The sequence below is a fragment of the Microbispora sp. NBRC 16548 genome, from assembly GCF_030268985.1.
GTDB lineage: Bacteria > Actinomycetota > Actinomycetes > Streptosporangiales > Streptosporangiaceae > Microbispora > Microbispora catharanthi.
In genome coordinates, this window is sequence record NZ_BSSF01000005.1 from 625,277 (window position 1) to 648,336 (window position 23,060).

Genomic DNA, 23,060 nt, shown 5'->3' on the forward strand with positions numbered 1-23,060 from the left:
CGAACACCCGGCTTGTCCTCACCGGCCAAAAGTACGCCTACATTCTGACATAGCGGCATATCGGCTGGTGGAGGCGGCGGCCGTACCGTCGGAGATATGAGCACTGCCACCACGCACGGCGGCCCGCAGCTCCCGCAGGAGCGCCGCCTCGTCACCGAGATCCCCGGCCCGCGGTCGCGCGAACTGTTCGCGCGCAAGCAGTCCGCCGTGCCTCCGGGCATCGGCACCACGCTGCCCGTCTTCGTGACCCACGCGGGCGGCGGTGTGATCGTCGACGCGGACGGCAACTCGCTGATCGACTTCGGCTCCGGCATCGCCGTGACCAACGTCGGCAACGCCGCCCCCCGGGTCGTCGAGCGCGTGCAGAAGCAGGTCGCCGACTTCACCCACACCTGTTTCATGGTCGCGCCGTACGAGTCGTACGTCGCGGTGTGCGAGAAGCTCAACGAGCTCACGCCCGGCGACCACGAGAAGCGGACGTTCCTGGTCAACAGCGGCGCGGAGGCCGTCGAGAACGCGGTCAAGGTCGCCCGCCACGCCACCGGACGGCAGGCGGTCGTCGTCTTCGACCACGGCTACCACGGCCGCACGCTGCTGACGATGACGCTGACGGCCAAGAGCATGCCGTACAAGCACGGGTTCGGGCCGTTCGCGCCCGAGGTGTACCGGGTGCCGCTCGCCTACCCGTTCCGCTGGCCGACCGGCCCGGACAACTGCGCCGAGGAGGCCGCGGCCCAGGCGATCGACATGATCAACAAGCAGATCGGCGCGGAGAACGTCGCGGCGGTGCTCATCGAGCCGATCGCGGGCGAGGGCGGTTTCATCGAGCCGGCCCGCGGCTTCCTGCCGAAGATCGTCGAGTTCTGCCGCGCCAACGGCATCGTCTTCATCGCCGACGAGGTGCAGACGGGCTTCGCCCGCACCGGCCACATGTTCGCCTGCGAGGACGAGGGCGTCGTCCCGGACATCATCACCACCGCCAAGGGCATCGCCGGCGGCCTTCCGCTGGCGGCCGTGACCGGCAGGGCCGACCTGCTCGACCACGTCCACAGCGGCGGTCTCGGCGGCACGTACGGCGGCAACCCGCTCGCCTGCGAGGCGGCCCTGGGCGTGCTTGAGACCATCGAGCAGGACAAGCTCGTCGAGCGCGCCCGGCACATCGGCGAGGTCATGCTGCCCCGCCTGCGCGCCATCCAGGAGCACAACCCGATCGTCGGGGACGTGCGCGGGCGCGGCGCGATGATCGCCGTCGAGCTCGTGGTCCCGGGGACCAAGGAGCCCTACCCGGCCGCCGAGATCGCGCGCAGGTGCCACGAGCAGGGCCTGCTCGTGCTCACCGCGGGAACGTACGGCAACGTGCTGCGCTTCCTGCCGCCGCTGGTGATCCCGGACCACCTGCTCGAAGAGGGCCTCTCCATTCTGGAAAAGGCACTCAACGTGGACTAGACAGTTTGAACAACACCAAAAGGGGCACCCGGTCTGTTCCAAGGTGTCCCTTTTGTTGTTGTACGGCTTGCGTTATGCCTCGATTTAACCATCGCTTGGCCCGACTCGCGCCGATCACGAAGGGTAACCGCGTTATAACGGTTCCGATAGGCGATCGAGGGGGGACTTTGATGGGCTGGAACCCGAACGGCGCCGAGCGGCTCATGCTGACGTTCGACCCTGCCGGCCTCACCACCACGCAGCGCGACGGCGACGCCTGCGTCGTCTGCCACAAGAAGTGGCCCCGCCCCCGGGTCAAGGTCGGCATGCTGCCCGACAACGCCCCCGTCCACGCCTGCGACGACTGCGCCGAGGCCCTGCTGCCCGCCCCCGAGGGCAAGGTGCCGCTGCCCCGCCGCTCCCGGGCGGCCATGTCCTGACCACCCATTTCACCCCGTTTCACCCCGGCTCAGCTCGGCCGGCCCGTGGTCGGCCCGCGGCGTGCCCCATCCACGGCGTCTGCCCCAGTGCCGGGTTGCTCCTATTTTCGGGCCTTCCCTAACGAGATCATTGCGCCCAATAATGCGCAATGTGGACAAAATGCGCGGCGCGCCGCCGCTGACTCTGGCCGCGCCGGCCGTAGGATCGGCCGCGATCCACTTCGGCGTGATCCCCGGCCACTTCGCCGCGTCTCCCGGGCACGGCGCGCTGTTCGCCGTCGCGGGATGCCTGCAACTGGCCTGGGCGGCGGCCCTGCTCCTCCGTCCCACACAGGCGGTGGTGCTGACCGGCGGGTTCGTCAACCTCGCCCTGGTCGTGATCTGGCTGGTCGGCAGGACGGCCGGGCTTCCTCTCGGCCCCGACGCGTGGACGCCCGACCCCGGAGGCGCCCCCGAGGCGCTCGCGGCGCTCCTGGAGACGCTGCTCGCGGCGGCCGCGCCGGCCCTCGTCGCGTACGCGTCGGTCACGGACGACGACGGCGCCCGCTCCCGCCGGCCGATCGGCGTTCCCACCGGCCGGGGCCGGTCAGCGGGAGGTGTGGGCGCGGCCGTGGTCGCCTGCCTGGTCGCCGCCGCGGTCGGCGTCAGCTTCACCTCCTGGGGCACCACGGCCTTCGACGAGATCCTGGTCGCGCGCCCCGCCACGACCTCGCCGGGACCGCTCGCGGGACATCACCACCACGGGGCGGCGCAGCCGCCGGCCACGGCGGCGGCCGAGGAGCCCCTCACCCCGGGCGCGGGCGTGGTGGCGGCCGACGCCGCGACGAGCGCGGCGCAGGCCCTGGCGGCGGCGGTACGGCGGGAGACCGCCGGTCGTCTGCCGACGGCGGCGGACGCGGAGCGGGCGGGCTACCGGGTCTGGACCGACAACGACGGCGTCCAGCAGCTCGCCAACCCCGCGCTGCTGCAGGACGGCCTGGTCCTCGACCCGGCACAGCCGGAGGTGCTGGTCTACCACGAGGGGAAGACCCTGCTGGGCGCGGTGTTCGTCATGCCGCCGGGCGCCCGGGGCCCGGCGATAGGCCCGCTCACGCCGTGGCACTCCCACACCTGCCCCCTCTGCGACCCGCCCGGGGAGACCGACATGCTGCACGTGTGGCTGGTCGACTATCCGGGCGGCGGGTTCGCCGACATCTCCGGGCCGGCCCTCCAGGCCGCGGTCGCGAAGCTTCCCCCGGCCTCGTGACGTCCTCAGGTCGCCAGATCCTCCAGATGGGCGGCCAGCACGGCGCTCACGCGGTCCGGCGGCATCGAATCCGGCCGGGCCAGGACGTGGATGGTCAGACCGTCGATGAGGGCGTGTAGCCGCGCCGCCTCGAACTCGGCGTCCCGATGGCCGGCGAGCTCCCCCTCCTCGGCGAGCGCGCGGACGGCGACGCGGACGGGCCCGCGGAAGTCGGTGGTCTCGATACGCGCGCGGACCCGCGTGATGACGTGCTCCATCGCGAAGGCGAGCAGCTCCGCCCGGGTCGAGAAGTAGTGCCGCAGCGCGCCCGGTGACCAGCCGGCCTCCGCCGCGATGCTGCGGACGGTGGCGGCGCCCACGCCGTCCCGGCGGACGACCCGCCACAACGCCTCGGCGATCTCCTCCCGCCGCACCCGGTTGCCGACGTCAGGTTCGCCCACCGCTACGCCGGGGGCCGCCGCCCGACCGGCGCAAGCGTTACGGCAGGGAGCGTGCCCGATACGAATGGCACGCCTGGGGCAAGGGCATGATCGGCTGGGCCGTCGCCTGCGGCCTGCTGCTGGCCGGCGTCGTGGTCATCGGCGACCTCGGACGCGGGGCGGCGCTCCTGGAGTGGGCCGGTCGCCTGACGTTCGCCATGGTGGTCTGGCTGGTGTTCTGGCCGCTAGCCTGCACCGTCTTCCCCACGCGTGCACCGATGGATACCCGCCCACCCCTGGACGTTCGCGGCCCAAATGAGGAGACACGGATGAGGAGACGCGGATCCAAAGACACGGATCAGGACACGATCCGCGACCAGCGCTCCACCCACTTGTCGTACGCCTCGGGACGCACCGCGAAGTAGACGCCCTGGAACGCCCGGGAGGTGCCGGCGCGGTAGTCCGCGCAGATCCGGCGGGCCGCGCCGGTGCACCCCTCGGGGTTGGCCGGAGCGAGGCCCATCCAGGCCGACACCTTGCGCTGCACGTCCGCCGACATCGTGAAGCCGAGCCACTTGTACGCGCACGAGGGATGCGGGGCCTGGGCCGACATCATCCACGCGTCGGCCCATCCGGTCACCGGCCGGTCCGTCAGCGCCCTGACCGGCTTGTGCCCCCGCCTGAGCACGTCCAGATGGTACGGCGTGGCCTGCGCGAGCCGTACGGACCCGGTCGCGAAGCCCTGGACGACCTCGACGGGATCGCGCCAGAAGACGCGGCGGCCGTCCTCGTCGGACGTGAACAGCTTGGCGGCGGCGTCGAGCTGGGCGTCGGTGAGGTCGAACGGGTCCTTGATGTCCTCGCCGATGTCCGTGCCCTGGGCCTTGAGCACCAGCGCGGCGTCGGCCAGCGACAGCGGACGGTCCCGGAGCATCACGGGACCCTTGTCCGTGAAGAGCGACTCCGGGCCGTCGGGACTGACCTTGCCGGCGTCGTAGAGGATCTCGTTGGTCGCCCACACGTACGGCACGCCGTACACCCGCTCGCCCCGGGTGACCGACGGCAGCGTGCGCAGCCGCTTGGGGATCTTGTCGTAGCCGTCCAGCAGAGCGGTGTTGAGCGGGGCGGCCTTGCCGTCGTCCATCAGCCTGCCGCCCACCTCGGGCGTCGCGGAGATCACGTCGAACGACGCCGGCGGGAAGTCGCCCGGCTTCTCCTCCTGGCGCGGGTCGTAGTAGCGCAGGCTGACCTTGCAGCCCGTCTCCTTCTCGAACGTGCCGACCCACTTGACCTTGGGATCGACGCCGCCCCACTCGGCGTACCCGTCGATCGCGACCACGCTGACCGTTCCTTCGCCCGGCCCGGCAGACGCGACCGGGGTGGGCGTGGGGCCGCCGGACGACGGGCTGGGACCTGCGCCGCCGGAGGCCGTCGTCGCCGCGGCCGCCGAGGTGCCCGGCGTGGCCACCTTCGTCGCGGGCCCGGGCCGGCCGGCGCAGGCGGCGGCGAGCAGTCCCACGGCCGCGACCGTCGCGGCCAGGTGTGTACGGCGCACGCACGACCCCCATGAGAAAGACGGACGCCCCGAGCCTACTGGGCCCCACCGGCCCGGGGCGTCGCCTACGGCGTCAGGCGTTGGTCGGGAAGCCCAGGTTCACGCCGCCGTGGGAGGGATCGAGCCACCGCGAGGTGACGACCTTGCCCCTGGTGTAGAAGTGGACCCCCTCGGTGCCGTGCACGTGGGTGTCGCCGAACAGCGAGGCCTTCCAGCCGCCGAAGCTGTAGTAGGCCATCGGCACCGGGATCGGCACGTTGACGCCGATCATGCCGACTTCGACCTCGTTCTGGAAGCGCCGGGCCGCACCGCCGTCGTTGGTGAAGATCGCCGTGCCGTTGCCGTACTCGCCGGTGTTGATCAGCTCCAGGCCCTCCTCGTACGAGCGGACGCGCACGATCGACAGCACCGGGCCGAAGATCTCCTCGCGGTGGACGCGGGAGTTCGGCGGCACGTGGTCGAGGACGGTCGGGCCGAGCCAGAAGCCGTTCCCCCGGTCCCCGCGCACCGGGGTCTCCCGGCCGTCGACCACGAGCTTGGCCCCCTCCTCGACGCCGAGGTCGAGGTAGGACGCCACCTTGTCGCGGTGGGCGGCGGTGACGAGCGGGCCCATCTGCGACTCGGGGTCGTTCCCGGGGCCGATCTGGAGGTCGCGCACCCGCGACACGATCTTCTCGACCAGCTCGTCGCCGATCGGGTCGACCGCGAGCACCACGGAGATCGCCATGCACCGCTCCCCCGCCGAGCCGAAGCCCGCCGAGACGGCCGAGTCGGCGACGAGGTCGAGGTCGGCGTCGGGCAGCACGAGCATGTGGTTCTTGGCCCCGCCGAGCGCCTGCACCCGCTTGCCGTGGGCCGTGCCGGTCTCGTACACGTACCGCGCGATGGGCGTGGAGCCGACGAACGACACGGCCCGTACGTCCGGGTGCTCGAGCAGCCGGTCCACCGCCGCCTTGTCGCCCTGGACCACGTTGAACACGCCGTCCGGCAGGCCGGCCCGCTGCCACAGCTCCGCGATCAGCAGGGACGCGGAGGGGTCGCGCTCGGAGGGCTTGAGCACGAACGTGTTCCCGCAGGCGATCGCCACCGGGAACATCCACATCGGGACCATCGCCGGGAAGTTGAACGGGGTGATGCCCGCCACCACGCCGAGCGGCTGGCGGATCGAGTAGGAGTCGACCCGGGTCGAGACGTTCTCCGAGTAGCCGCCCTTCAGCAGGTGGGGGATGCCACAGGCGAACTCCACGACCTCCAGGCCGCGGGCCACCTCGCCCAGCGCGTCGGAGTGCACCTTGCCGTGCTCGGCCGTGATCAGCGCGGCCACGTCGTCGCGGTGCGCGTCGAGCAGCTCGCGGAACCGGAACAGGACCTGGGTGCGCTTGGTGAGCGAGGCGTCGCGCCAGGCGGGGAAGGCCAGCGCGGCCGTCTCCACCGCCGCGTCGACCTCCTCGACCGAGGCCAGCGACACCTGACCGCTCACCTCGCCGGTCGCCGGGTCGAACAGGTCGGCCGTACGGCCGCCCTCGCCCGTCCGGGCGCCGCCGATCCAGTGGTTAACGCGCTTCATCGTTGACGGCCTCCAGAGCGGTGACGAGGATGCCCAGGCCCTCGCGGGCCTCGTCCTCGGTGAGTGTGAGCGGCGGAGCCATGCGCAGGGTGCTGCCGTACAGCCCGCCCTTGCCGGCGAGCAGGCCGAGCCTCTTGGTCTCCTCCATGAAGCGGGCGGCCAGCGCGGGGGCGGGCGCGCCGGTGGCGGGATCGACCAGTTCGATCGCGAACATCAGGCCCTTGCCCCGCACGTCGCCCACGACGGGCAGCCGCTCGGCGGCCTCGCGCAGCCCGGAGACGATGATCTCGCCGGTGCGCGCCGCGTTGGCCTGCAGGTCGTGGTCGAGCACGTAGTCGAGCGTCGCGTTGGCCGCCGCCATCGAGATCGGGTTGCCACCGAAGGTGGACAGCCCCACGGCGTGCGGGCCGTCCATGAGGTCGCCGCGCGCCACGATGCCGCCGACCGCGAAGCCGTTGCCGAGCCCCTTGGCGAAGGTCATCATGTCGGGCGTCACGCCGTGGTTCTGGATCCCGAAGAACGCCGAGCCCGTACGGCCCCAGCCGGTCTGCACCTCGTCGGAGATGAACAGGATGCCCTCCTCGTCGAGGACCTCCTTGTACGCGGCGAACAGCCCGTCGGGGGCCATGGTGAAGCCGCCCACGCCCTGGATCGGCTCGGCGATCAGCGCGGCGACGTCCTTGGTGACGGCCGTGGCGAGCACGTGGCGCAGGTCGTCCACGCAGGCCGCGATGTAGTCGGCGTCCGACATGCCGCGGAACTGCGCGAGGTGGCGGTCGGCGCCGTGCAGGAAGTGCACGTTGAGCGGCGACAGCGAGTTGTTCTTCCACGACCGGTTGGAGGTCACGCTGACCGCGCCGAACGACCGGCCGTGGTAGCTCTGCCGCATGGCGAGCACCTGGTCGGACCCGCGGGCGTAGGTGGCCAGCAGCAGGGCCGTCTCGTTGGCCTCCGTGCCGGAGTTGGTGAAGAAGACCTTGGCGTCCGGAATGCCCGACAGGCGGGCGATCTTCTCGGCCAGCTCGACCTGGCTGCGGATGAGGTACAGCGTCGAGGTGTGGACGACGCCGGTGGCGAGCTGGCGCTCGACGGCCTCCCGCACCTCGGGCACGTCATACCCGATCATGTTGGTCAGGATCCCGGCGAAGAAGTCCAGGTAGCTCTTCCCGTTCGCGTCGACGACGCGGTTCCCCTTGCCGCCGACGATTTCGATGGGCTCGTTGTAGTAGAGGGCCATCCAGTTCGGCATGACCGCGCGATGGCGTGCGAGAAGGTCCGACATGCTCCGAGTATCCCGGCTGGCGGGCGACCGCCTCACCCGTCAGCCTGTCTGGGATACCTCGAATTTGGCTTACACAGTGCTGGGCGCTGCGGGCTCCTGCGCGGGAGCCGCCCCGGCGGCCTTCCGGCGCAGGACCAGCAGCGCGACCAGGGCCGCCGCGAGCGAGCAGGCCGCGCCCACCCACGAGCCGACGGACATCGCCGACACGAAGGCGTCGCGCCCGGCTGCGGCCAGGGCGGGATCGCCCAGGCTCACCGCGACGCCGATCGACTCCCGCGCCGCCGGCGGCGCCGACTCGGGCATGGCCGCGGTGTACGCCCCGGCGAGCACGCTGCCGAGAACGGCAACGCTCAGCGCCATGCCGACCTGCTGCACGGTGTCGTTAAGCGCGGAGCCGACCCCGGCGCGCTCGGGCGGCACCGCGCCCATCAGCGTCGCGTACGCCGCGGGACCGGCCAGGCCGCCGCCCACGCCCATGACCATCAGGCCGGCGATCAGCGTGCCGTACCCTCCGGTGAGCGTGGACAGCAGGACGAACCCGGCGGCCATGACGACCAGGCCGGAGACGATGAGCACCCGGTTGCTCACCTTCTTGCCCAGCGACGCGCCCAGACCGTTGAACACCATCGCCGCCGCCACGTAGGGCAGCAGGGCGAACCCGGCCTTCAGCGGGTCGTAGCCCAGGACGAACTGCAGATACTGCGTGATGGCCAGCATCAGCGCACCCGCGCCGAACGACAGCAGCACGATCGAGAAGCACGCCCCGCTGAACGAGCGGTTCCGGAACAGGCCGAGCGGCAGCATCGAGTGGGGGGTGCGGCGCTCCCACAGCACGAACGCCAGCAGGGCGGCCGCCGAGACCGCCACCGCGAGGGGGTTGAAGTGCCCGCCGGGCGCCGAGATGACGGCCCAGACCAGCCCGCCCATCCCGGCCGTGGACAGGATCACCCCGAGCGGGTCGGCCCGCCGCGTCTCGCCGTACGTCTCCGGCATGAGCGCGAAGGCCGCGACGATCGCCAGCACCGCGATCGGCACGTTGATCAGGAAGACCGAGCCCCAGTAGTAGTGCTGGAGCAGGAACCCGCCGACCGTCGGACCGGCGATGACGCCGACCATGGCGACCGAGCTCCACGCGGCGATGGCCTTGCGCCGCTCGCTCTCGTCGAACACGGTGATCAGGATCGACAGGGTCGACGGCATCACGCAGGAGCCGCCGACGCCCATCAGCGCGCGGGCCGCGATGAGCTGCCACGGCTCGGTGGCGAGTGTGGCCGCCAGCGAGGCCCCGCCGAAGAACGCCAGGCCGATCACGAGCATCCGCCGCCTGCCGTACCGGTCGGACAGGCTGCCCGCGGTGAGCAGCAGGCCCGCGAAGACCAGGACGTACGCGTCGATGACCCATTGGATGTCGGACGGCGTGGCGCCGAGGTCGCGCATGAGCGACGGGATCGCCAGGTTGAGGACGGTGTTGTCCACGACCAGGGTCAGCAGGCTCAGACAGAGGACGCCGAGGATCCACCAGCGTCGGGGATGGGACATGAAGGTCACCTCGAACAGTGTGCGAGTAGTATCGGACACTGTACGACTCAATCGAACACCGTGCGAGCGAATATTGTGAGGCCGTGTCAGCGAAGCCGTTCTCCTCGGTCTGGACCCGCGAGCGCAAGGGAGGGCGCGAGCAGGGCCTCAGCCGCGACCAGATCGTCCGGGCGGCCATGGAGCTGCTCGACGCCGAAGGGCTCGACGCGCTCAGCATGCGCAAGCTCGGCGCCCGGCTCGGCGCGGGGGCGACCAGCCTCTACTGGCACGTCGCCAACAAGGACGAGCTGATCGAACTCGTGATGGACGAGGTCTACTCGGGCGTCGTGATGCCCGAGGCGGCCGACTGGCGGGAAGCGGCCAGCGTCTTCGCCTACGCAATGCGCCAGGCGGTCTTCGACCATCCGTGGAGCGCGAGCCTCATCGGCGTGGTCCCCGCGCTCGGGCCGAACGCGCTCACCGCGTCCGACCGGCTGATGGGCGCCTTCGTCCGCGCGGGTTTCGAGGGCATCGACGTGGACTACGCCATGACGGCCGTCGTGTCGTACACGCTGGGCGCCACGATCCCCGAGGTCGCCTTTCTCAGCTCGCTGAAGGCGACGGGCAAGAGCATGACGGAGCTGCAGGCCGCGGTGGACCCGATCGTGATGAAGCTGGCCTCCGACCGGCCCAACCTGCTGGAACGCTATCGGTCCTACGCTGACCAGGACTACGACCCGCTCGTGGCCCGGCGGCTCGCCTTCGAATTCGGGCTGATGGCCCTCCTCGACGGTCTCGGCACGCGCCTGCGCTGAGTGTCCGTTTCGGGCCCACACACTGTCAGCTACTGGGGGGTCATCCTTACATAATGATCAGGTAGCCTCTGAGCATGCTCCCCACGGTCGCCGACGTGCTCGCGCTGGACACCGTCCGGCGTGGCAGCCCCCGGGTGGTGGCGGGCGGCGACCGGCTCGACACCCGGGTCCGATGGGTCCATGTGGGCGAGGTCCACGACATCGCCCATCTGTTGCGCGGCGGCGAGCTGGTCCTCACGACCGGGGTGGCGCTGCCGAGCGAGCCCGACAAGCTGGCCGACTACATCTGCGAGCTGGCCGCCGTCGGCGCCTCGGGCCTGATCGTGGAGCTCGGCCGCCGGTTCGTCCGCGAGCTGCCGAGAGCGGTGGTCAAGGCCGCGGAGGAGCACGGGCTGCCCCTGATCACGCTGGCCCGCGAGACGCCCTTCGTGCAGATCACCGAGTCGGTCCACGCGCGGATCATCGACATCCAGCTCCAGGAGCTGCGGGCCTCCGAGCAGCTGCACGAGGTCTTCACCGAGCTGTCGGTCGAGGGCGCGTCCCCGGCCGAGGTGCTCAACCAGGTCACCCGCTTCTCCGGCCGCCCCGTGCTGCTGGAGAACCTGGCCCACCAGGTCCTGGCGTGCGACACGGCCGGGGGCGACACCGGAAGCGTGCTGGCCAACTGGGAGACCAGGTCGCGCGCGGTCATGCCCTCCGAGCGGACCGCCTACGACGCGGCCGCCGGATGGCTGGTGACCATGGTCGGCGCCCGCGGCCAGGACTGGGGACGGCTCATCCTGCTGTGCGACGGGCCGCCCAGCCCCCGCGACATCGTCCTCGCCGAACGCGCGGCGACCACGCTCGCGCTGAGCCGCCTGCTGGAGCGGCACCAGGAGTCCCTGGAGCGGCAGGCACACGGGACCATACTGACCGGCATCCTCACCCACGCGTACGCCGACCCCGACGAGGCCGCCGCCCGCGCCCGCGCCGTCGGCGTCCCGCTCACCGGCCGCAGGCTGGTCAGCGCCGTCATCCGGCTGACCGCCTCCGTGGGCACCGCGCTGGGCGAGCAGGCCAGGCTGGGCGAGCTCGCCGAGGCAGGCGCCGCCGCCTGCCGCGAGGCCAAGCTGCCCGCCCTGGTCGGGGCCCTGGACCAAAGCCGCGTCGGAGTGCTGCTGCCGCTGCCGCCCCGCATGGCCGCCGAGACCGCGCTCGGCGCGCTGGCCGAGCGCCTGCGGGCGAACTTCGCCACACCGTTCGTGCTGGCGGCCGGCTCGGTCGTGGAGTCGATCAAGGACGTACGGCGCAGCTTCCTGGAGGCCGAGCAGGTGGCGGAGGTCGCGGTGCGCCAGCCCGACGGACGGCCGTTCTACCGCCTGCCCGACCTGCGGCTGCGCGGCCTGCTCCACCTGCTGCGCGACGACGCCCGGCTGCAGACCTTCGCCGAGCGCGAGCTGGGGGCCCTGCTGGCCTACGACGCCCAGCGGCACGGCGACCTGACCAGGATCCTGCGCATCTACCTCGACGCGGGACGCAACAAGGCGGTGGCCGCGCAGAAGGCCCATCTGTCCCGACCCGCGTTCTACGACCGCCTGCGTCGGCTGGAGCGGGTCCTCGACACCGACCTCGACGACGTCGAGTCGTGCCTGTCGCTGCACGTCGCACTGCTGGCCCTGGAGACCTTCCGCCGCGAGACCACCTGATCGAGAAGGGGCCGTCGTTGAGAGCACGGGATTTCGGCATCGTCGTCGGCACCGGAACCCCCGGCGAGCACAACGCGATCACCGACGTTCCGGGCGTGAGGGTCGGGCACACCACGCTGATCAGCGGGAGCGGCCCGCGCGTGGTCGGCGAGGGCCCGGTGCGCACCGGCGTCACCGTTGTCGTCCCGCACGACCGCTCGGCCTTCGACGAGCCCCTCTACGCGGGGCTCCACTGGCTCAACGGCAACGGCGAGATCACCGGGATGGCGTTCCTCCAGGACTTCGGGCTGCTCGCCTCGCCGATCGGGCTGACGAACACGGGCTCGGTGGGCGTGGTCCGCGACGCGCTCGTCGAGATCGAGGTCGGCTCGCTCGGCAAGGGCGGGCGGGCGTGGTCGCTGCCCGTCGTCGGCGAGACCTGGGACGGCATGCTCAACGACATCGACGGCAGGCACGTGAAGGCCGCCCACGTCCGGGAGGCGTACGAGAAGGCCGCGGGCGGGCCGGTCGCGGAGGGCGCGGTCGGCGGCGGCACCGGGATGATCTGCCACGGCTTCAAGGGCGGCATCGGCACGGCCTCCCGTCTGGTGGACGGCTACACCGTGGGCGTGCTCGTCCAGGCCAACCACGGACGGCGGGAGCGGCTGACGGTCAACGGCGTCAACGTGGGCAGGAGCCTCCCGATCTCGGCGCTGCCCGATGAGGAGGCCGGGTCGATCATCGGGATCGTCGCCACCGACGCTCCCCTGCTGCCGCACCAGTGCCGGAGGGTGGCACAGCGCGCCGGACTCGGCGTGGCGCGCACGGGAGGCGCCGGGGAGAACTCCAGCGGCGACGGCTTCCTGTGCTTCTCGACCGGCAACCGGAACCTGCCGGCCAACGCCCTCGACGCGGCCCCTCCGCGCACGTTCCAGGTCACGGTGCTCGCGGACGAGTACCTCGATCCGCTCTTCTACGCGGTCATCGAGGCGACCGAGGAGGCCGTCGTCAACGCGCTCGTCGCGGCCGAGACGATGACCGGAGCAGATGATTTGACCGTTACAGGGCTCGATGGGCGGCTCCTTGCGGAGATGGTGACACCCGGAAAGTAGGTATGTCGTCCCGGGTGTAAGTCCTATCGCACCTGACTACTCTTCGTATACTCGCGCTCACTGGGTGAATCGTGCTTACCTCGAAACGTGCCCACGATGAGCGAACCCCAAATCAGCCCGACGGTCGTGGTGCGGGCCCTGTCCGCACGTTTCCCCAAATGGACCATCTGGTGGGGCCAGGCCACCACGCACTACTGGGGTATGTCCCGGCGGCGCGACGGACTGCTCGTCCACATCGAGGCCCGATCCGCCCAGGAGTTCGTCCAGCGGGCCCGGGAGATCGACGCCGGTACTCCCTGACGTTTATGTGCTTATGTCCTAAACGCCCGATTCGGCGTTGGGGAATTTCATGCTCTTTGGCGCGTTTCAGTCGTCTCCGTACGCGATTGTCGCCACGATGGTCCCGCAAGGATCACCAATGGGGAGTAATCGCATGAGACGCCGCCTTGTCGTCGGGGCCGCCGTACTGGCCCTGGCGACGACCACCCCTTCGGCACCGGCCGCCGCCGAGCCCGTCGCCGGACTGCCGACGACGAACTTCCCTCTCGGCGAGCCCGGGATCCCGAAGTCGGCGGCCAAGAGCCTGGCCCCCGGAGTCAGCTACTTCACCCTTCGCCATGGCACACCGCAGGACGGGTACACGGTCAGCGTCGTCGTCAAGGGCAAGGACTTCATGTCCGAGGCCAACGCGCAGGCCCAGGCGACGGCCGTGCAGATGGCCGGTCTCGAGCCCGTCATCGTGAAGTTCACCCGGCCCGCCGTCGCGGACCACCCCGCCGGCGACTACTTCATGGTCCGGGTGGGCAGCTGGCCGCTCGACCGGAAGGCCGAGGCCGCCGAGGTCGTCAAGCAGCTCAAGGACGCCGGGGTGAGCGCGAAGGTCGACTTCCAGGGCGACGACGGCTTCGTCACCACCGGTCCCTGGAGCGTGCGGGTCATCGTCGTCGACCCGCGTACGTTCCGCGGCTCCTACCAGACCTCCCTGGGCACGAGCGTCGCCAAGCGGGAGAAGGTCTCGGCCATGGCCTCCGCCGCCAAGGCGCTCGCCGCGGTGAACGGCGGCTTCTTCGACATCCACACGCTGCCCGCCTTCCGCGGCGACCCCACGGGCATCTCCGTCGTCGGCGGCAAGCTGCTCAGCGAGGCCGTCGCCGGCCGTGTGGGCCTGGTCCTGCGGGGCCGTACGGCCCGCGTCACCGAGTTGTCGTCCTCGGTCGTCGCCCGTGCGGCCGACGGGACCACGGCCGAGGTGACCGGCCTCAACCGGGTGCCGAAGCCGGACGAGCTGGTGATGTACACCGAGGAACTCGGGCGGGACACTCCGCAGGACGACGGGACCGAGGTGGTCCTCGACGCCTCCGGCAGGGTCACCGCCGTCCGCGGGTCCGGCGGTCCCGTGACGCCCGGCACCCGTGTGCTGCACGGGGTCGGAGCCGCCGCCGACTGGCTGTCGCAGCACGCGGGCGAGGGCACGACCGTCACGGTCACGACCCGGGTCACCGACCTGCGGACGAACAAGGCCGTCCCGCTGACCCCGGAGACCAACATCATCGGGGGCGCGATCGGCCTGGTCAGGAACGGCAGTACCTCCATCACCGCGTCGCGGGACGGCATGGCCAACACCAACATGATCCTGCGCCGCCACCCGCGCACGCTCGCCGGCGTCACCCGCAACGGCAAGCTCGTCATCGCGGTCGTCGACGGCCGGGCGCCGGGCAGTACGATCGGCGCGTCGTTCTTCGAGGCGGCCGAGCTCATGCGCTGGCTCGGCGCGCGCGACGCGATCAACCTGGACGGCGGCGGGTCGACCACCATGGTCATCGGCAAGAAGGTGGTCAACCGTCCGTCCGACGGCGTCGAGCGGGGAGTCGGCGACGCCCTGTTGATCGTCGGCGCGCGCTGAGCCTACTCACGCGCCGGCTCACGCCGAAGACGCCGCGAGCAGACGGGCGATCGTGTCGTCGTCGCAGGTGTCCCAGAACGTCCCGACGGTGTCTTCGAGGTGGTCGAACGAGGCCGCCTCGAAGAGCACTTCCTGGTACTTCGTGATGTCGTAGTGAGTGGTCCCCATCGCTGCGAGGTCGAGCGGGCGGATGTCCATCCCGCGGAACTCCTCGATCTCGCCGTACGAGCTGAGGATCCCCGCGCCGTACGCCCTGAGTTCGCCGTCCTCCCGCATGACGCCGAACTCCAGAGTGAACCAGAACACCTTGGACACGAACTCCAGCGCCTCGTCGGTCTCCACCCGGCGCGCCGCCCGGCCCGCGGCCCGGTACAGCGCGGCGAAGCGGGGCGAAGCCAGCGTGTTCGCGTGCCCGATCACCTCGTGGATGACGTCCGGCTCGGGGGTGTAGAGGGGCACGGAATGATGCCGGATGTACTGGGTGGAGTGGAACAGGCCGTCCGCCAGGACGCCGTAGAACTCACGGAGCGGGACCAGCCCGGCCGCCGGCAGGTAACGGAATCCGGTCAGCGGCTCCAGAAGGTCGCCGACCTCCTGGAGTTGCGGGATGCGGTCCTCGGGCAGGCCGAGCCGCCTGGTCGCGTCGAGGAACTCGCGCACCGCGTACTTCTGATGCTTGACCGCCAGTTCCTTGGTGACGAGCGCCCACACGTGGTGCTCATCGTCGGTGTACTCGGCCGTCGGAATGGGATCACCAGGGGTGTGACCGAGCGCCAGCGCCGCGATCGCGTTGCGCCGCTGACGGTAGACGGCGTCCGCGAAACCGGGGTGGCTCGTGGCCAACTCGACGACGACGGATCCGTCATCCTTCGTCGCCACCGGAGCGAAATACTGCGCTTCTTCAAACATACTCCCATATGACAGCAAGTAACCGTTTAGCTGGCAAGAGTGACCAGTCAGGGTGTGCGAAACGCTCAAATCAGTGCGCTTCTGGTTGGTCACACTGGTCGATTCGCTCAGTCGAGGCGTACCCTCGGCGCATGCTCGACGCGCTCGACAGCCGCCTGCTGACCACCATGCGGGCCAACCCCCGGATCGGGCTCACCGAACTGGCCCGCCTGCTCGGGGTGGCTCGCGGCACCGTGCAGGCGCGGCTCGACAAGCTCACCGCGCGCGGCGTCATCAGCGACTTCGGTCCGACGATCACGACGGAGCAGATCGGCTACCCCATCCTCGCCTTCGCGTCCCTGCAGATCGCGCAGGGCCGGCTGACCGAGGCCGTGCGGTGGCTGGCCGACGTTCCGGAGATCCTCGAGGTGTACGGCACCAGCGGCCAGGCCGACCTGCTGTGCCGCGTGGCCGCCCGCAGCACCCCGCACCTCCAGGAGGTCATCGCCCGGATCCTCGCCTCGCCCGCCATCCAGCGGACCGACACGACGATCGCCCTGTCGACCCAGATCCCCTTCCGCATCGAGCCCCTGCTGCAGGCCGCGGTCACGCCACCCACGCCGTAACGACCACGCTCAGACGGACTGGGCTCAGACAGATCGAGTTCAGAGGGATCGGGTTCAGACAGATCGGGCGAGGCGGAAGCCGAGGTCGTCGATGCGGAACGTCGGGTGGCTCTTGCGGCGGCACGATGCCCGGCATCCCCTGGGCAGGTCATGCGCGCCTCCCCCGCGGAACACTCGGTAGGGGCCGTACACCGTCGCGTCGTAGACGTCCCAGCACCATTCCCACACGTTTCCGAGCATGTCGTACAGGCCCCACGCATTCGGCGCCCTGGTTCCGACGTCGCGCACCCGCCCGCCGGAGTTCTCCCGATACCAGGCGATCTCGTCGAGCTCCCCGTACCGCTCGCCGGTCGTTCCGGCCCTGCAGGCGTACTCCCACTCCGCCTCGGACGGCAGCCGATACCCGTCGGCATCCCAGTCGCAGATCACGTCCTGTGCGTTGACGTCTCCTCCGATCGAGTAACAAGGAGTCAACCCGGCCGCCTCCGAGAGGAGGTTGCAGAACCGGACGGCGTCGTTCCAGGAAACCTCGGTCACCGGCGTCAGCGGTTCTTTGAAGTTCGATGGGGTCTCATTCGTGACGGCTCGGTACAGTTCAGCGGTCACGAGATACGGCGCCAGCAGGAAATCCTCGACCTCGGCCACCCAGTTCCTCTGCGTCCCCTCATCTCGAAGGAGAATCCTCCCTGCGGAGATCGGGACCATTTGCTCAGCGGTCACCTCGGGCAGCGACGATCCACAGCTCACCTCAGGCTCCTATCCTCCGCTATTGATCGCTGTCAATCCGTGCACCGGGTTGGGGCATCACCGCCCGGGCCGGAAGGTCCGGTCCTCCTCGCCGCCGGCTCGCGCCCTCCATGGGATGGGCAGTTGAACGACGGTGCGGAGTCCGCCCCCAGAGCGCGGGACGATAGTGAGGGATCCGTCGTGTACTTGGGTGATTCTCTTGACGATCGCCAGCCCGAGGCCGACACCGGCGAGGTCGTTGCGTATTCTTCCGGTGCCGCGCTGAAACGGTTCGGTGAGTGTCGAGACCAACTGGTGGGACAGCTTCTCGCCGCTGTTCTCGACAGTGAGCACCACGGTCTCGGGGCGAACGCTGGTCTCGACCCATACGTTGCCCTGTTCGGGCAGATTGTGCACGATCGCGTTGTGCACCAGGTTCGTCGTCATCTGCAGCAGGAGCGCCGGCGACCCGAGAGCCGGGGTGATGTCACCGGAAGTCTCGATGGTGACACCGCGTTTCTCCGCGAGCGGGAGCAGTGTTTCGATGGCCTCTTCCACGAGTAGGGACAGGTCGACAGGTTCTCGAGTGAAGGACCTCTGGTCAGCGCGGCTGAGCACGAGCAGCGCCTCGGTGAGGTCGATCGCTCGAGCGTTGACAGCGTGAAGGCGGTCGACGAGCTCGCCATGGTCATGTGTCGGATCCTCGCGTGCCACGTCCAGAAGTGACTGCGAGATCGCCAGCGGGGTGCGCAGTTCGTGCGAGGCGTTGGCTGCGAATCTTCGCTGTTCCGCGACATGCGCCTCGAGCCGTGCGAGCATCGTGTCGAAGGCGTCGGCGAGTTCGCGGAACTCGTCTTTACGGCCTTCCAACTGGATCCGGTGAGAGAGTGACCCGCTCGCGGCCATGCGTGTGGCGTCCGTGATGCGGGCCAGCGGGGCGAGCATGCGGCCGGCGAGAATCCGCCCTCCCACGAGACCGAACATCAGCAGGAAGACCAGCACCGTGCCCATGGCCGGCAGGAAGCTGCGCTGGAAAATGAAGCGGTTGGGAACGAACCCTATGGTGGTCCTGATCACATCGTCGGGCATGACACGCAGGAACAGCCACACCGCCGCGATCAGCATGGCGCCGGCAAGCATGAGGAACGCGGCGTAGCTGAGGGTGAGTTTGAGGCGGATGCTCAAGCCACGCCCCCTATCCACCGTCCCCTCCCGCACGTCCGGCGCCAGGCCCTACGTCGATGCGGTAGCCGGCGCCGGGTACCGTGGCGATGAGCCATGGTTCGCCGAGTCGTTTCCGCAGGGCGGAGACGGTGATGCGGACGGCGTTGGTGAAGGGGTCGGCGTTCTCGTCCCACGCTCGCTCCAAGAGCTCTTCGGCGCTGACGACACCGCCTTCGGCGGCGACGAGGACTTCGAGCACGGCGAACTGTTTCCGGGTGAGCGCGACGTAGCGGCCGTCGCGGAAGACCTCACGGCGGAACGGGTCCAGACGCAGGCCTGCGATCTCTCGCACGGGTGGTCTGTTGTGGGCGCGCCTGCGGTCGAGTGCTCTGAGACGGAGCACGAGTTCTTTGAGTGCGAAGGGCTTCGTGAGGTAGTCGTCGGCGCCGAGTCCGAACCCGGAGGCCTTGTCGTCGAGCCGGTCGGCAGCGGTGAGCATCAGGATGGGCATGCCGCTGCCGGAGGCGACGATGCGCTTGGCGATCTCGTCACCAGAGGGGCCGGGGACATCTCGGTCGAGGAGCGCGATGTCGTAGGCGTTGACGCTCAGCAGTTCCAGCGCGGTGTGGCCGTCACCGGCGATGTCGGCGGCGATCGCTTCCAGGCGTAGGCCATCGCGGATGGCCTCTGCCAGGTAGAGCTCGTCCTCGACGATCAACACTCGCACACTCTCGAGGCTACGAGCCGGAGCATATCGTCGGCATATCGAAAACCGCATACGTGCTGACAACACCAAGCTGCCTTGACTACGAGCATGACCCACAGCGAACCAGCACGAACAGCAGCCCGCCGTGCCCGACGGAAATCCTCGCTGCCGTCGTGGTCGTCACCGCGGTACGCCGACCCCACTCAGGGCCCGGGGACGCAGCAGTGACCGACTCTCGGCATGACCCAGCCCAGACCCGTCGGCTTCCGGCAATCGATCCCCGAACCACCTCAGCCCGGTCAGCCGAAACCGGCTACGCCATGACGACCGCCACTCGGGAGACCGTGGCCGCCAGCGCGCGCGACCTCACCAAGACCTATGGCAAAGGCGATGCGCAGGTGCATGCCCTCCGGGGCATCGACCTCGACCTCCCACGAGGCAGGTTCATCGCGATCATGGGCCCGAGCGGATCGGGCAAGTCCACACTGATGCACTGCCTGGCCGGACTCGACCAACCCAGTGGCGGCACCGTCACCGTGGCCGGCACCGACCTCGGATCACTCGATGACGACGCGCTCACGATCTTCCGCCGCGAGCACATCGGCTTCGTGTTCCAGTCGTTCAACCTGCTGCCGATGCTCACCGCGGGCGAGAACATCGTGCTGCCGCTGGAGCTGGGCGGTCGCCGGATCGACGACGCGGCACGGGAGCGCGCACGCACGCTCGCCGATGTCCTCGGCGTGGCTGACAGGCTCGGCCACCGGCCCGCAGAGCTGTCCGGAGGTCAGCAGCAGCGGGTCGCCATCGCCCGGGCCCTGATCACCCAGCCGGACCTGCTGTTCGCCGACGAGCCCACAGGAAACCTGGACAGCACCACGTCGGCGGAGGTGCTGGATCACCTGCGCCGGTCGGCGCGCGAGCTCGGCCAGACCGTCGTGATGGTCACGCACGAGCGGGACGCGGCGGCGTACGCCGACCACGTGGTCACCATGCAGGACGGGCGGGTCGTGTGATGCGTACCGTTTTCCTCGCGTCGCTGCGCACTCACATCCGCAGGTACGTCGCAGCGGCCATCGCGGTCTCCGTCGCGGTCGCCTTCGTCGTCGTGGTCGGCGTGCTCACGTCCGGGGCACGTAGCGGACTCATGGACGGCCTGGGAGCGCCGTACCGCAATGCCGACCACGTGGTCTCGGCCGCGACGTGGCCATCGTCCGAGCTGAACCCGAAAGCCGCGATCGCATACACCGAGCGACACGGTGAGAACGCGGCCCCGACCGGCCGGGCAACGCTGCCGGCGCGCGCGAACGGCCGGCGGCTCTCCGAAACGACCGTGGGGCCGATCTCCACCTCGGAGGAGTGGCGCTGGCAGAAGCTCACCTCGGGTCGCTTCCCGGCAGGCATAGGCGAGGCCGTTGCGGACGTCTATTTCGCCCTGGCCGAGAATGTCGAGGTCGGCGACCGGGTTCGGATCGGCGAGGGCGCCGCAGCGCGTGACGTAGGAGTGGTCGGTCTCGTGGAGTCGCCCTCGCCCCCGGCCCAGGCCGCGATCTACGTCACCTGGCCGCAGTTGCTGCAGTGGCGCGACCAACTCCATCTGAGCGCGGTGGCGGTGCGCGGGGAGGTGGGTCAGCTCCCGGAAGGCGCGAAGGCGCAGTCGCCGGAGGGGTTCGCCGCGGAGCGGCTGACCTATGTCCAGAACCGGGTGGACAGCTTGTCGGTGATGCTGCTGTTGTTCGCCGGCAGCGCGCTCTTCGTCTCGGTCCTGGTCATCGCGAACACGTTCTCCATCCTGTTCGCGCAACGACTCCGCGACTTCGCACTGCTGCGCTGCATCGGCGCCACACGGCGGCAGATGGTGCGTTCGGTACGCCGTGAGGCGGCCGTCGTCGGGGTGCTCGCGTCGCTGGCCGGGACACTGGTCGGTATCGGCCTCGGCTACGGGCTGGTCGCCCTGATCAACGCCTTCACGCCCGCCATCCCGATGGGCGCCGCCGGGCTGCCCACGCCCTGGCTGCTCGCGGGGTTCGCCGTCGGCCTGGTGGTCACCCTGGTCGCGTCCTGGTTGCCGACCCGGCGTGTGGTGCGGGTGAGCCCGCTGGCGGCGCTGCGCCCGGATGCCGCGGTCGACGTGCACACGGCCACCGGCCTGGTGCGGCCGGCGCTCGCTGTGATCCTCCTGGTCATCGGGCTGGCCCTGCTCGGGGTGGCGATGGTCCGAAACAGTACGGCGCTCATGGTGACGGGCGGGGGATCGGTGTTCACCGGCGTACTCCTCTTCGGACCGGTGCTCGTTCCCCGCTTGGTTCGGATCACCGGCGCGCTGCTCGGCCCCGCCGGGCGGCTGGCGACCGAGAACGCTGTGCGCAATCCGCGGCGGACGGCCACCACCACCGCCTCCCTGCTGGTCGGCGTCACCCTGACGACCGCCGTACTCACCGGGATGGCCACATGGCGTTCGTCATTGAATGAGCAGATCGGTAGGGACCACCCCATCGACGTCGCGCTCACCTCGCCCAAGGAGCCGGTCACCACTGGCCTCCTCGACCGGGTACGTCGCACTCCCGGTGTGGAGCAGGCCATTGCGGTGGACGGCGCCGTGGCCGGAGTGGCCGGGCTCGACGAACAGATCCCGGTCGTCACCACGCCGGCCGCGGCGCAGGTGGCCCGCGACGGCGGAGCGTTCGCCCGGGTCGAGCCGGGAAAGATCAGAATCGATTCCGAGGCCTTCGGCAAGAACCTGGGTCTCCGGCCCGGTGACCGGGTCATGGTGCGCGTCGGCGACCGGCGAGCCCAGTTGCAGGTCGCCGTCGGCACCGGCTGGGGCCCGGCGGCCGTGGTCGCACCCGAGACGCTGGCGACGCTCACCGACGCCCCCGAGCCGCATGCCATCTGGATCCGCGCCTCCTCCGGCACCGACCCGGCCCGACTCGGCAGTGACCTGGACCAGCTGGCGGATCCGGTCGGCGCGATGATCGAGAATGGGTTGCGGACCTGGGAGACGCTAGATCAACAGCTGGGCATCTACACCTGGTCAGCGATCGGCCTGCTCGGCATCGCCGTCGTGATCGCCCTGATCGGGATCGCGAACACCCTGGGGCTCTCCGTACTCGAACGCGCCCGCGAACACGCGATGCTGCGCGCGCTCGGGCTCACCCGCGGGCAGTTGCGGCGGATGCTGGCGATCGAGGCAGTGCTGCTGTCGGTGGTGGCCACCCTGCTCGGCACCGCGATCGGCGTGGGGTTCGCCTGGGTCGGATACGAGACGATTGTGACGCGGGCTCTCAGCGACGCCGCCATGCAGGTCCCCTGGCCATCACTCGGCGTCGTCGCCCTCATCGCCGCCCTGTCCGGACTCCTCGCCGCTGTTCTCCCGGCACGCCGGGCCGCTCGGGTAACTCCAGCCGCAGGGCTATCCCTCGACTGATGTCTTCGTCAAGTATTTGGTGGGTGGTTGGGGTCGGGTGGGTTGTGTTGGGACGTCACTGCGCCGGTCGGAAGGTCCGGTCCTCGCGAAGCCCGCTCCGCTGGGCCTTCGCTGCGGTCCTCCCTCCCGCCCGCTCCGCTCCTCCCGTACCGCTGCGCTGCTCGCGCCTCCGGCCAAGTCGGCTCCCCCGGGTTGTTTGCGCGACCGGAGTGCGGCCCCGCACCACAATCCCAACAGCATTCCGAATTCCGGATCGGCGCCGGCCGTCACCCCCCGGACATGCGAAAGCCCCGGCCAACCACAGCCGGGGCACCCCCACACCACCAACACACCACACACACCCGCACACGCGCCGTCCGGGACACCCCCACGACGAGCCGGCGCGGGGGCACGGGGGCACGGGGGGAAACCCCTCCGGAAATGCGGAAGGGCCACCCCATAGGGGTGGCCCTTCACAAAGATTGTCCGGCGGTGTCCTACTCTCCCACACCGTCCCCGGTGCAGTACCATCGGCGCTGACAGGCTTAACTTCCGGGTTCGGAATGTAACCGGGTGTTTCCCTGCCGCTATGACCGCCGTA

Annotated in this window: 20 protein-coding genes and 1 rRNA gene; 11 read left to right on the forward strand and 10 right to left on the reverse strand. The window is 70.2% G+C overall.

Going from position 1 to position 23,060, the window contains the following annotated elements:
• Positions 1-96 precede the first annotated feature (96 nt).
• From gabT to QSK36_RS17165, 3 genes are all read left to right on the forward strand, one after another.
• On the forward strand, positions 97-1,446 hold the full coding sequence (gabT, locus tag QSK36_RS17155) for a 4-aminobutyrate--2-oxoglutarate transaminase (protein ID WP_183535618.1): 1,350 nt from the start codon (positions 97-99) through the stop codon (positions 1,444-1,446).
• Positions 1,447-1,616: 170 nt separating this feature from the next.
• Positions 1,617-1,865 (forward strand): hypothetical protein, encoded by a 249-nt coding sequence (locus tag QSK36_RS17160; RefSeq protein ID WP_139576006.1) that lies wholly within the window; start codon positions 1,617-1,619, stop codon positions 1,863-1,865.
• Between the two features lie 151 nt (positions 1,866-2,016).
• Positions 2,017-3,111 (forward strand): hypothetical protein, encoded by a 1,095-nt coding sequence (locus QSK36_RS17165; RefSeq protein ID WP_285783074.1) that lies wholly within the window; start codon positions 2,017-2,019, stop codon positions 3,109-3,111.
• A 5-nt stretch (positions 3,112-3,116) separates the two neighbouring features.
• Here the strand turns inward: QSK36_RS17165 and QSK36_RS17170 are convergent, their stop codons facing one another.
• The 5 genes from QSK36_RS17170 to QSK36_RS17190 all read right to left on the reverse strand — a co-directional run bounded on the left by QSK36_RS17170 (position 3,117) and on the right by QSK36_RS17190 (position 9,473).
• A complete protein-coding gene (locus QSK36_RS17170; RefSeq protein WP_352240418.1) occupies positions 3,117-3,551 on the reverse strand; it encodes a TetR/AcrR family transcriptional regulator in 435 nt (144 codons plus the stop codon).
• Positions 3,552-3,888: 337 nt separating this feature from the next.
• The gene (locus QSK36_RS17175) at positions 3,889-5,085 is read right to left on the reverse strand and encodes an extracellular solute-binding protein (RefSeq protein ID WP_285783075.1); all 1,197 of its coding nucleotides are present in this window, start codon (positions 5,083-5,085) and stop codon (positions 3,889-3,891) included.
• A 73-nt stretch (positions 5,086-5,158) separates the two neighbouring features.
• Complete coding sequence (locus QSK36_RS17180; RefSeq protein ID WP_285783076.1) at positions 5,159-6,652, reverse strand: CoA-acylating methylmalonate-semialdehyde dehydrogenase; 1,494 nt, start codon at positions 6,650-6,652, stop codon at positions 5,159-5,161.
• The gene (locus QSK36_RS17185) at positions 6,639-7,934 is read right to left on the reverse strand and encodes an aspartate aminotransferase family protein (protein ID WP_079318906.1); all 1,296 of its coding nucleotides are present in this window, start codon (positions 7,932-7,934) and stop codon (positions 6,639-6,641) included. The genes QSK36_RS17180 and QSK36_RS17185 overlap by 14 nt, the downstream gene beginning before the upstream one ends.
• A 69-nt stretch (positions 7,935-8,003) precedes the next feature.
• Positions 8,004-9,473: an MFS transporter gene (locus QSK36_RS17190; RefSeq protein ID WP_183535604.1), complete on the reverse strand. Its 1,470-nt coding sequence runs from the start codon at positions 9,471-9,473 to the stop codon at positions 8,004-8,006.
• An 83-nt stretch (positions 9,474-9,556) separates the two neighbouring features.
• Between QSK36_RS17190 and QSK36_RS17195 the strand changes: the two genes are divergently transcribed.
• From QSK36_RS17195 to QSK36_RS17215, 5 genes are all read left to right on the forward strand, one after another.
• On the forward strand, positions 9,557-10,267 hold the full coding sequence (locus QSK36_RS17195) for a TetR/AcrR family transcriptional regulator C-terminal domain-containing protein (protein WP_285783077.1): 711 nt from the start codon (positions 9,557-9,559) through the stop codon (positions 10,265-10,267).
• Between the two features lie 74 nt (positions 10,268-10,341).
• On the forward strand, positions 10,342-11,952 hold the full coding sequence (locus tag QSK36_RS17200) for a PucR family transcriptional regulator (protein WP_183535600.1): 1,611 nt from the start codon (positions 10,342-10,344) through the stop codon (positions 11,950-11,952).
• A gap of 17 nt (positions 11,953-11,969) precedes the next feature.
• Entirely contained in the window at positions 11,970-13,043 is a 1,074-nt protein-coding gene (locus tag QSK36_RS17205) for a DmpA family aminopeptidase (protein ID WP_285783078.1), read from the forward strand.
• Between the two features lie 96 nt (positions 13,044-13,139).
• Positions 13,140-13,343: a hypothetical protein gene (locus QSK36_RS17210; protein WP_142566284.1), complete on the forward strand. Its 204-nt coding sequence runs from the start codon at positions 13,140-13,142 to the stop codon at positions 13,341-13,343.
• A 133-nt stretch (positions 13,344-13,476) separates the two neighbouring features.
• Positions 13,477-14,946 (forward strand): phosphodiester glycosidase family protein, encoded by a 1,470-nt coding sequence (locus tag QSK36_RS17215; protein WP_285783079.1) that lies wholly within the window; start codon positions 13,477-13,479, stop codon positions 14,944-14,946.
• Between the two features lie 18 nt (positions 14,947-14,964).
• Here the strand turns inward: QSK36_RS17215 and QSK36_RS17220 are convergent, their stop codons facing one another.
• On the reverse strand, positions 14,965-15,825 hold the full coding sequence (locus tag QSK36_RS17220) for a phenylalanine 4-monooxygenase (RefSeq protein WP_285783080.1): 861 nt from the start codon (positions 15,823-15,825) through the stop codon (positions 14,965-14,967).
• A gap of 161 nt (positions 15,826-15,986) precedes the next feature.
• Here QSK36_RS17220 and QSK36_RS17225 point away from each other — a divergent pair, with 161 nt between their 5' ends.
• Positions 15,987-16,460 (forward strand): Lrp/AsnC family transcriptional regulator, encoded by a 474-nt coding sequence (locus tag QSK36_RS17225; RefSeq protein ID WP_182897709.1) that lies wholly within the window; start codon positions 15,987-15,989, stop codon positions 16,458-16,460.
• A gap of 54 nt (positions 16,461-16,514) precedes the next feature.
• Here the strand turns inward: QSK36_RS17225 and QSK36_RS17230 are convergent, their stop codons facing one another.
• The 3 genes from QSK36_RS17230 to QSK36_RS17240 all read right to left on the reverse strand — a co-directional run bounded on the left by QSK36_RS17230 (position 16,515) and on the right by QSK36_RS17240 (position 19,077).
• Positions 16,515-17,180, reverse strand: coding sequence for a formylglycine-generating enzyme family protein (locus tag QSK36_RS17230; RefSeq protein WP_502883324.1), 666 nt, complete (start codon positions 17,178-17,180; stop codon positions 16,515-16,517).
• 84 nt (positions 17,181-17,264) lie between these two features.
• Positions 17,265-18,371, reverse strand: coding sequence for a sensor histidine kinase (locus tag QSK36_RS17235; RefSeq protein WP_285783081.1), 1,107 nt, complete (start codon positions 18,369-18,371; stop codon positions 17,265-17,267).
• Between the two features lie 10 nt (positions 18,372-18,381).
• The gene (locus tag QSK36_RS17240; RefSeq protein WP_183535590.1) at positions 18,382-19,077 is read right to left on the reverse strand and encodes a response regulator transcription factor; all 696 of its coding nucleotides are present in this window, start codon (positions 19,075-19,077) and stop codon (positions 18,382-18,384) included.
• 299 nt (positions 19,078-19,376) lie between these two features.
• On the opposite strand from QSK36_RS17240, the gene QSK36_RS17245 reads away from it, so the two are divergent.
• Together QSK36_RS17245 and QSK36_RS17250 are read left to right on the forward strand one after the other, a co-directional pair.
• Complete coding sequence (locus tag QSK36_RS17245; protein ID WP_183535588.1) at positions 19,377-20,069, forward strand: ABC transporter ATP-binding protein; 693 nt, start codon at positions 19,377-19,379, stop codon at positions 20,067-20,069.
• Positions 20,069-22,480: an ABC transporter permease gene (locus QSK36_RS17250; protein ID WP_285783082.1), complete on the forward strand. Its 2,412-nt coding sequence runs from the start codon at positions 20,069-20,071 to the stop codon at positions 22,478-22,480. Before QSK36_RS17245 ends, QSK36_RS17250 begins: the two co-directional genes overlap by 1 nt.
• Positions 22,481-22,943: 463 nt before the next feature.
• On the opposite strand, the gene rrf is transcribed toward QSK36_RS17250, so the two are convergent.
• A 5S ribosomal RNA gene (gene rrf / locus QSK36_RS17255) occupies positions 22,944-23,060 on the reverse strand.

Bases quoted from the DNA above. Each gene is read 5' to 3' on its own strand.
- QSK36_RS17180 (WP_285783076.1), bottom strand. From the start codon at position 6,652: ATGAAGCGCGTTAACCACTGGATCGGCGGCGCCCGGACGGGCGAGGGC.
- QSK36_RS17250 (WP_285783082.1), top strand. From the start codon at position 20,069: ATGCGTACCGTTTTCCTCGCGTCGCTGCGCACTCACATCCGCAGGTAC.
- QSK36_RS17185 (WP_079318906.1), bottom strand. From the start codon at position 7,934: ATGTCGGACCTTCTCGCACGCCATCGCGCGGTCATGCCGAACTGGATG.
- QSK36_RS17160 (WP_139576006.1), top strand. From the start codon at position 1,617: ATGGGCTGGAACCCGAACGGCGCCGAGCGGCTCATGCTGACGTTCGAC.
- QSK36_RS17215 (WP_285783079.1), top strand. From the start codon at position 13,477: ATGAGACGCCGCCTTGTCGTCGGGGCCGCCGTACTGGCCCTGGCGACG.
- QSK36_RS17200 (WP_183535600.1), top strand. From the start codon at position 10,342: ATGCTCCCCACGGTCGCCGACGTGCTCGCGCTGGACACCGTCCGGCGT.
- QSK36_RS17210 (WP_142566284.1), top strand. From the start codon at position 13,140: ATGAGCGAACCCCAAATCAGCCCGACGGTCGTGGTGCGGGCCCTGTCC.
- QSK36_RS17190 (WP_183535604.1), bottom strand. From the start codon at position 9,473: ATGTCCCATCCCCGACGCTGGTGGATCCTCGGCGTCCTCTGTCTGAGC.
- QSK36_RS17245 (WP_183535588.1), top strand. From the start codon at position 19,377: ATGACGACCGCCACTCGGGAGACCGTGGCCGCCAGCGCGCGCGACCTC.
- QSK36_RS17225 (WP_182897709.1), top strand. From the start codon at position 15,987: ATGCTCGACGCGCTCGACAGCCGCCTGCTGACCACCATGCGGGCCAAC.
- gabT (WP_183535618.1), top strand. From the start codon at position 97: ATGAGCACTGCCACCACGCACGGCGGCCCGCAGCTCCCGCAGGAGCGC.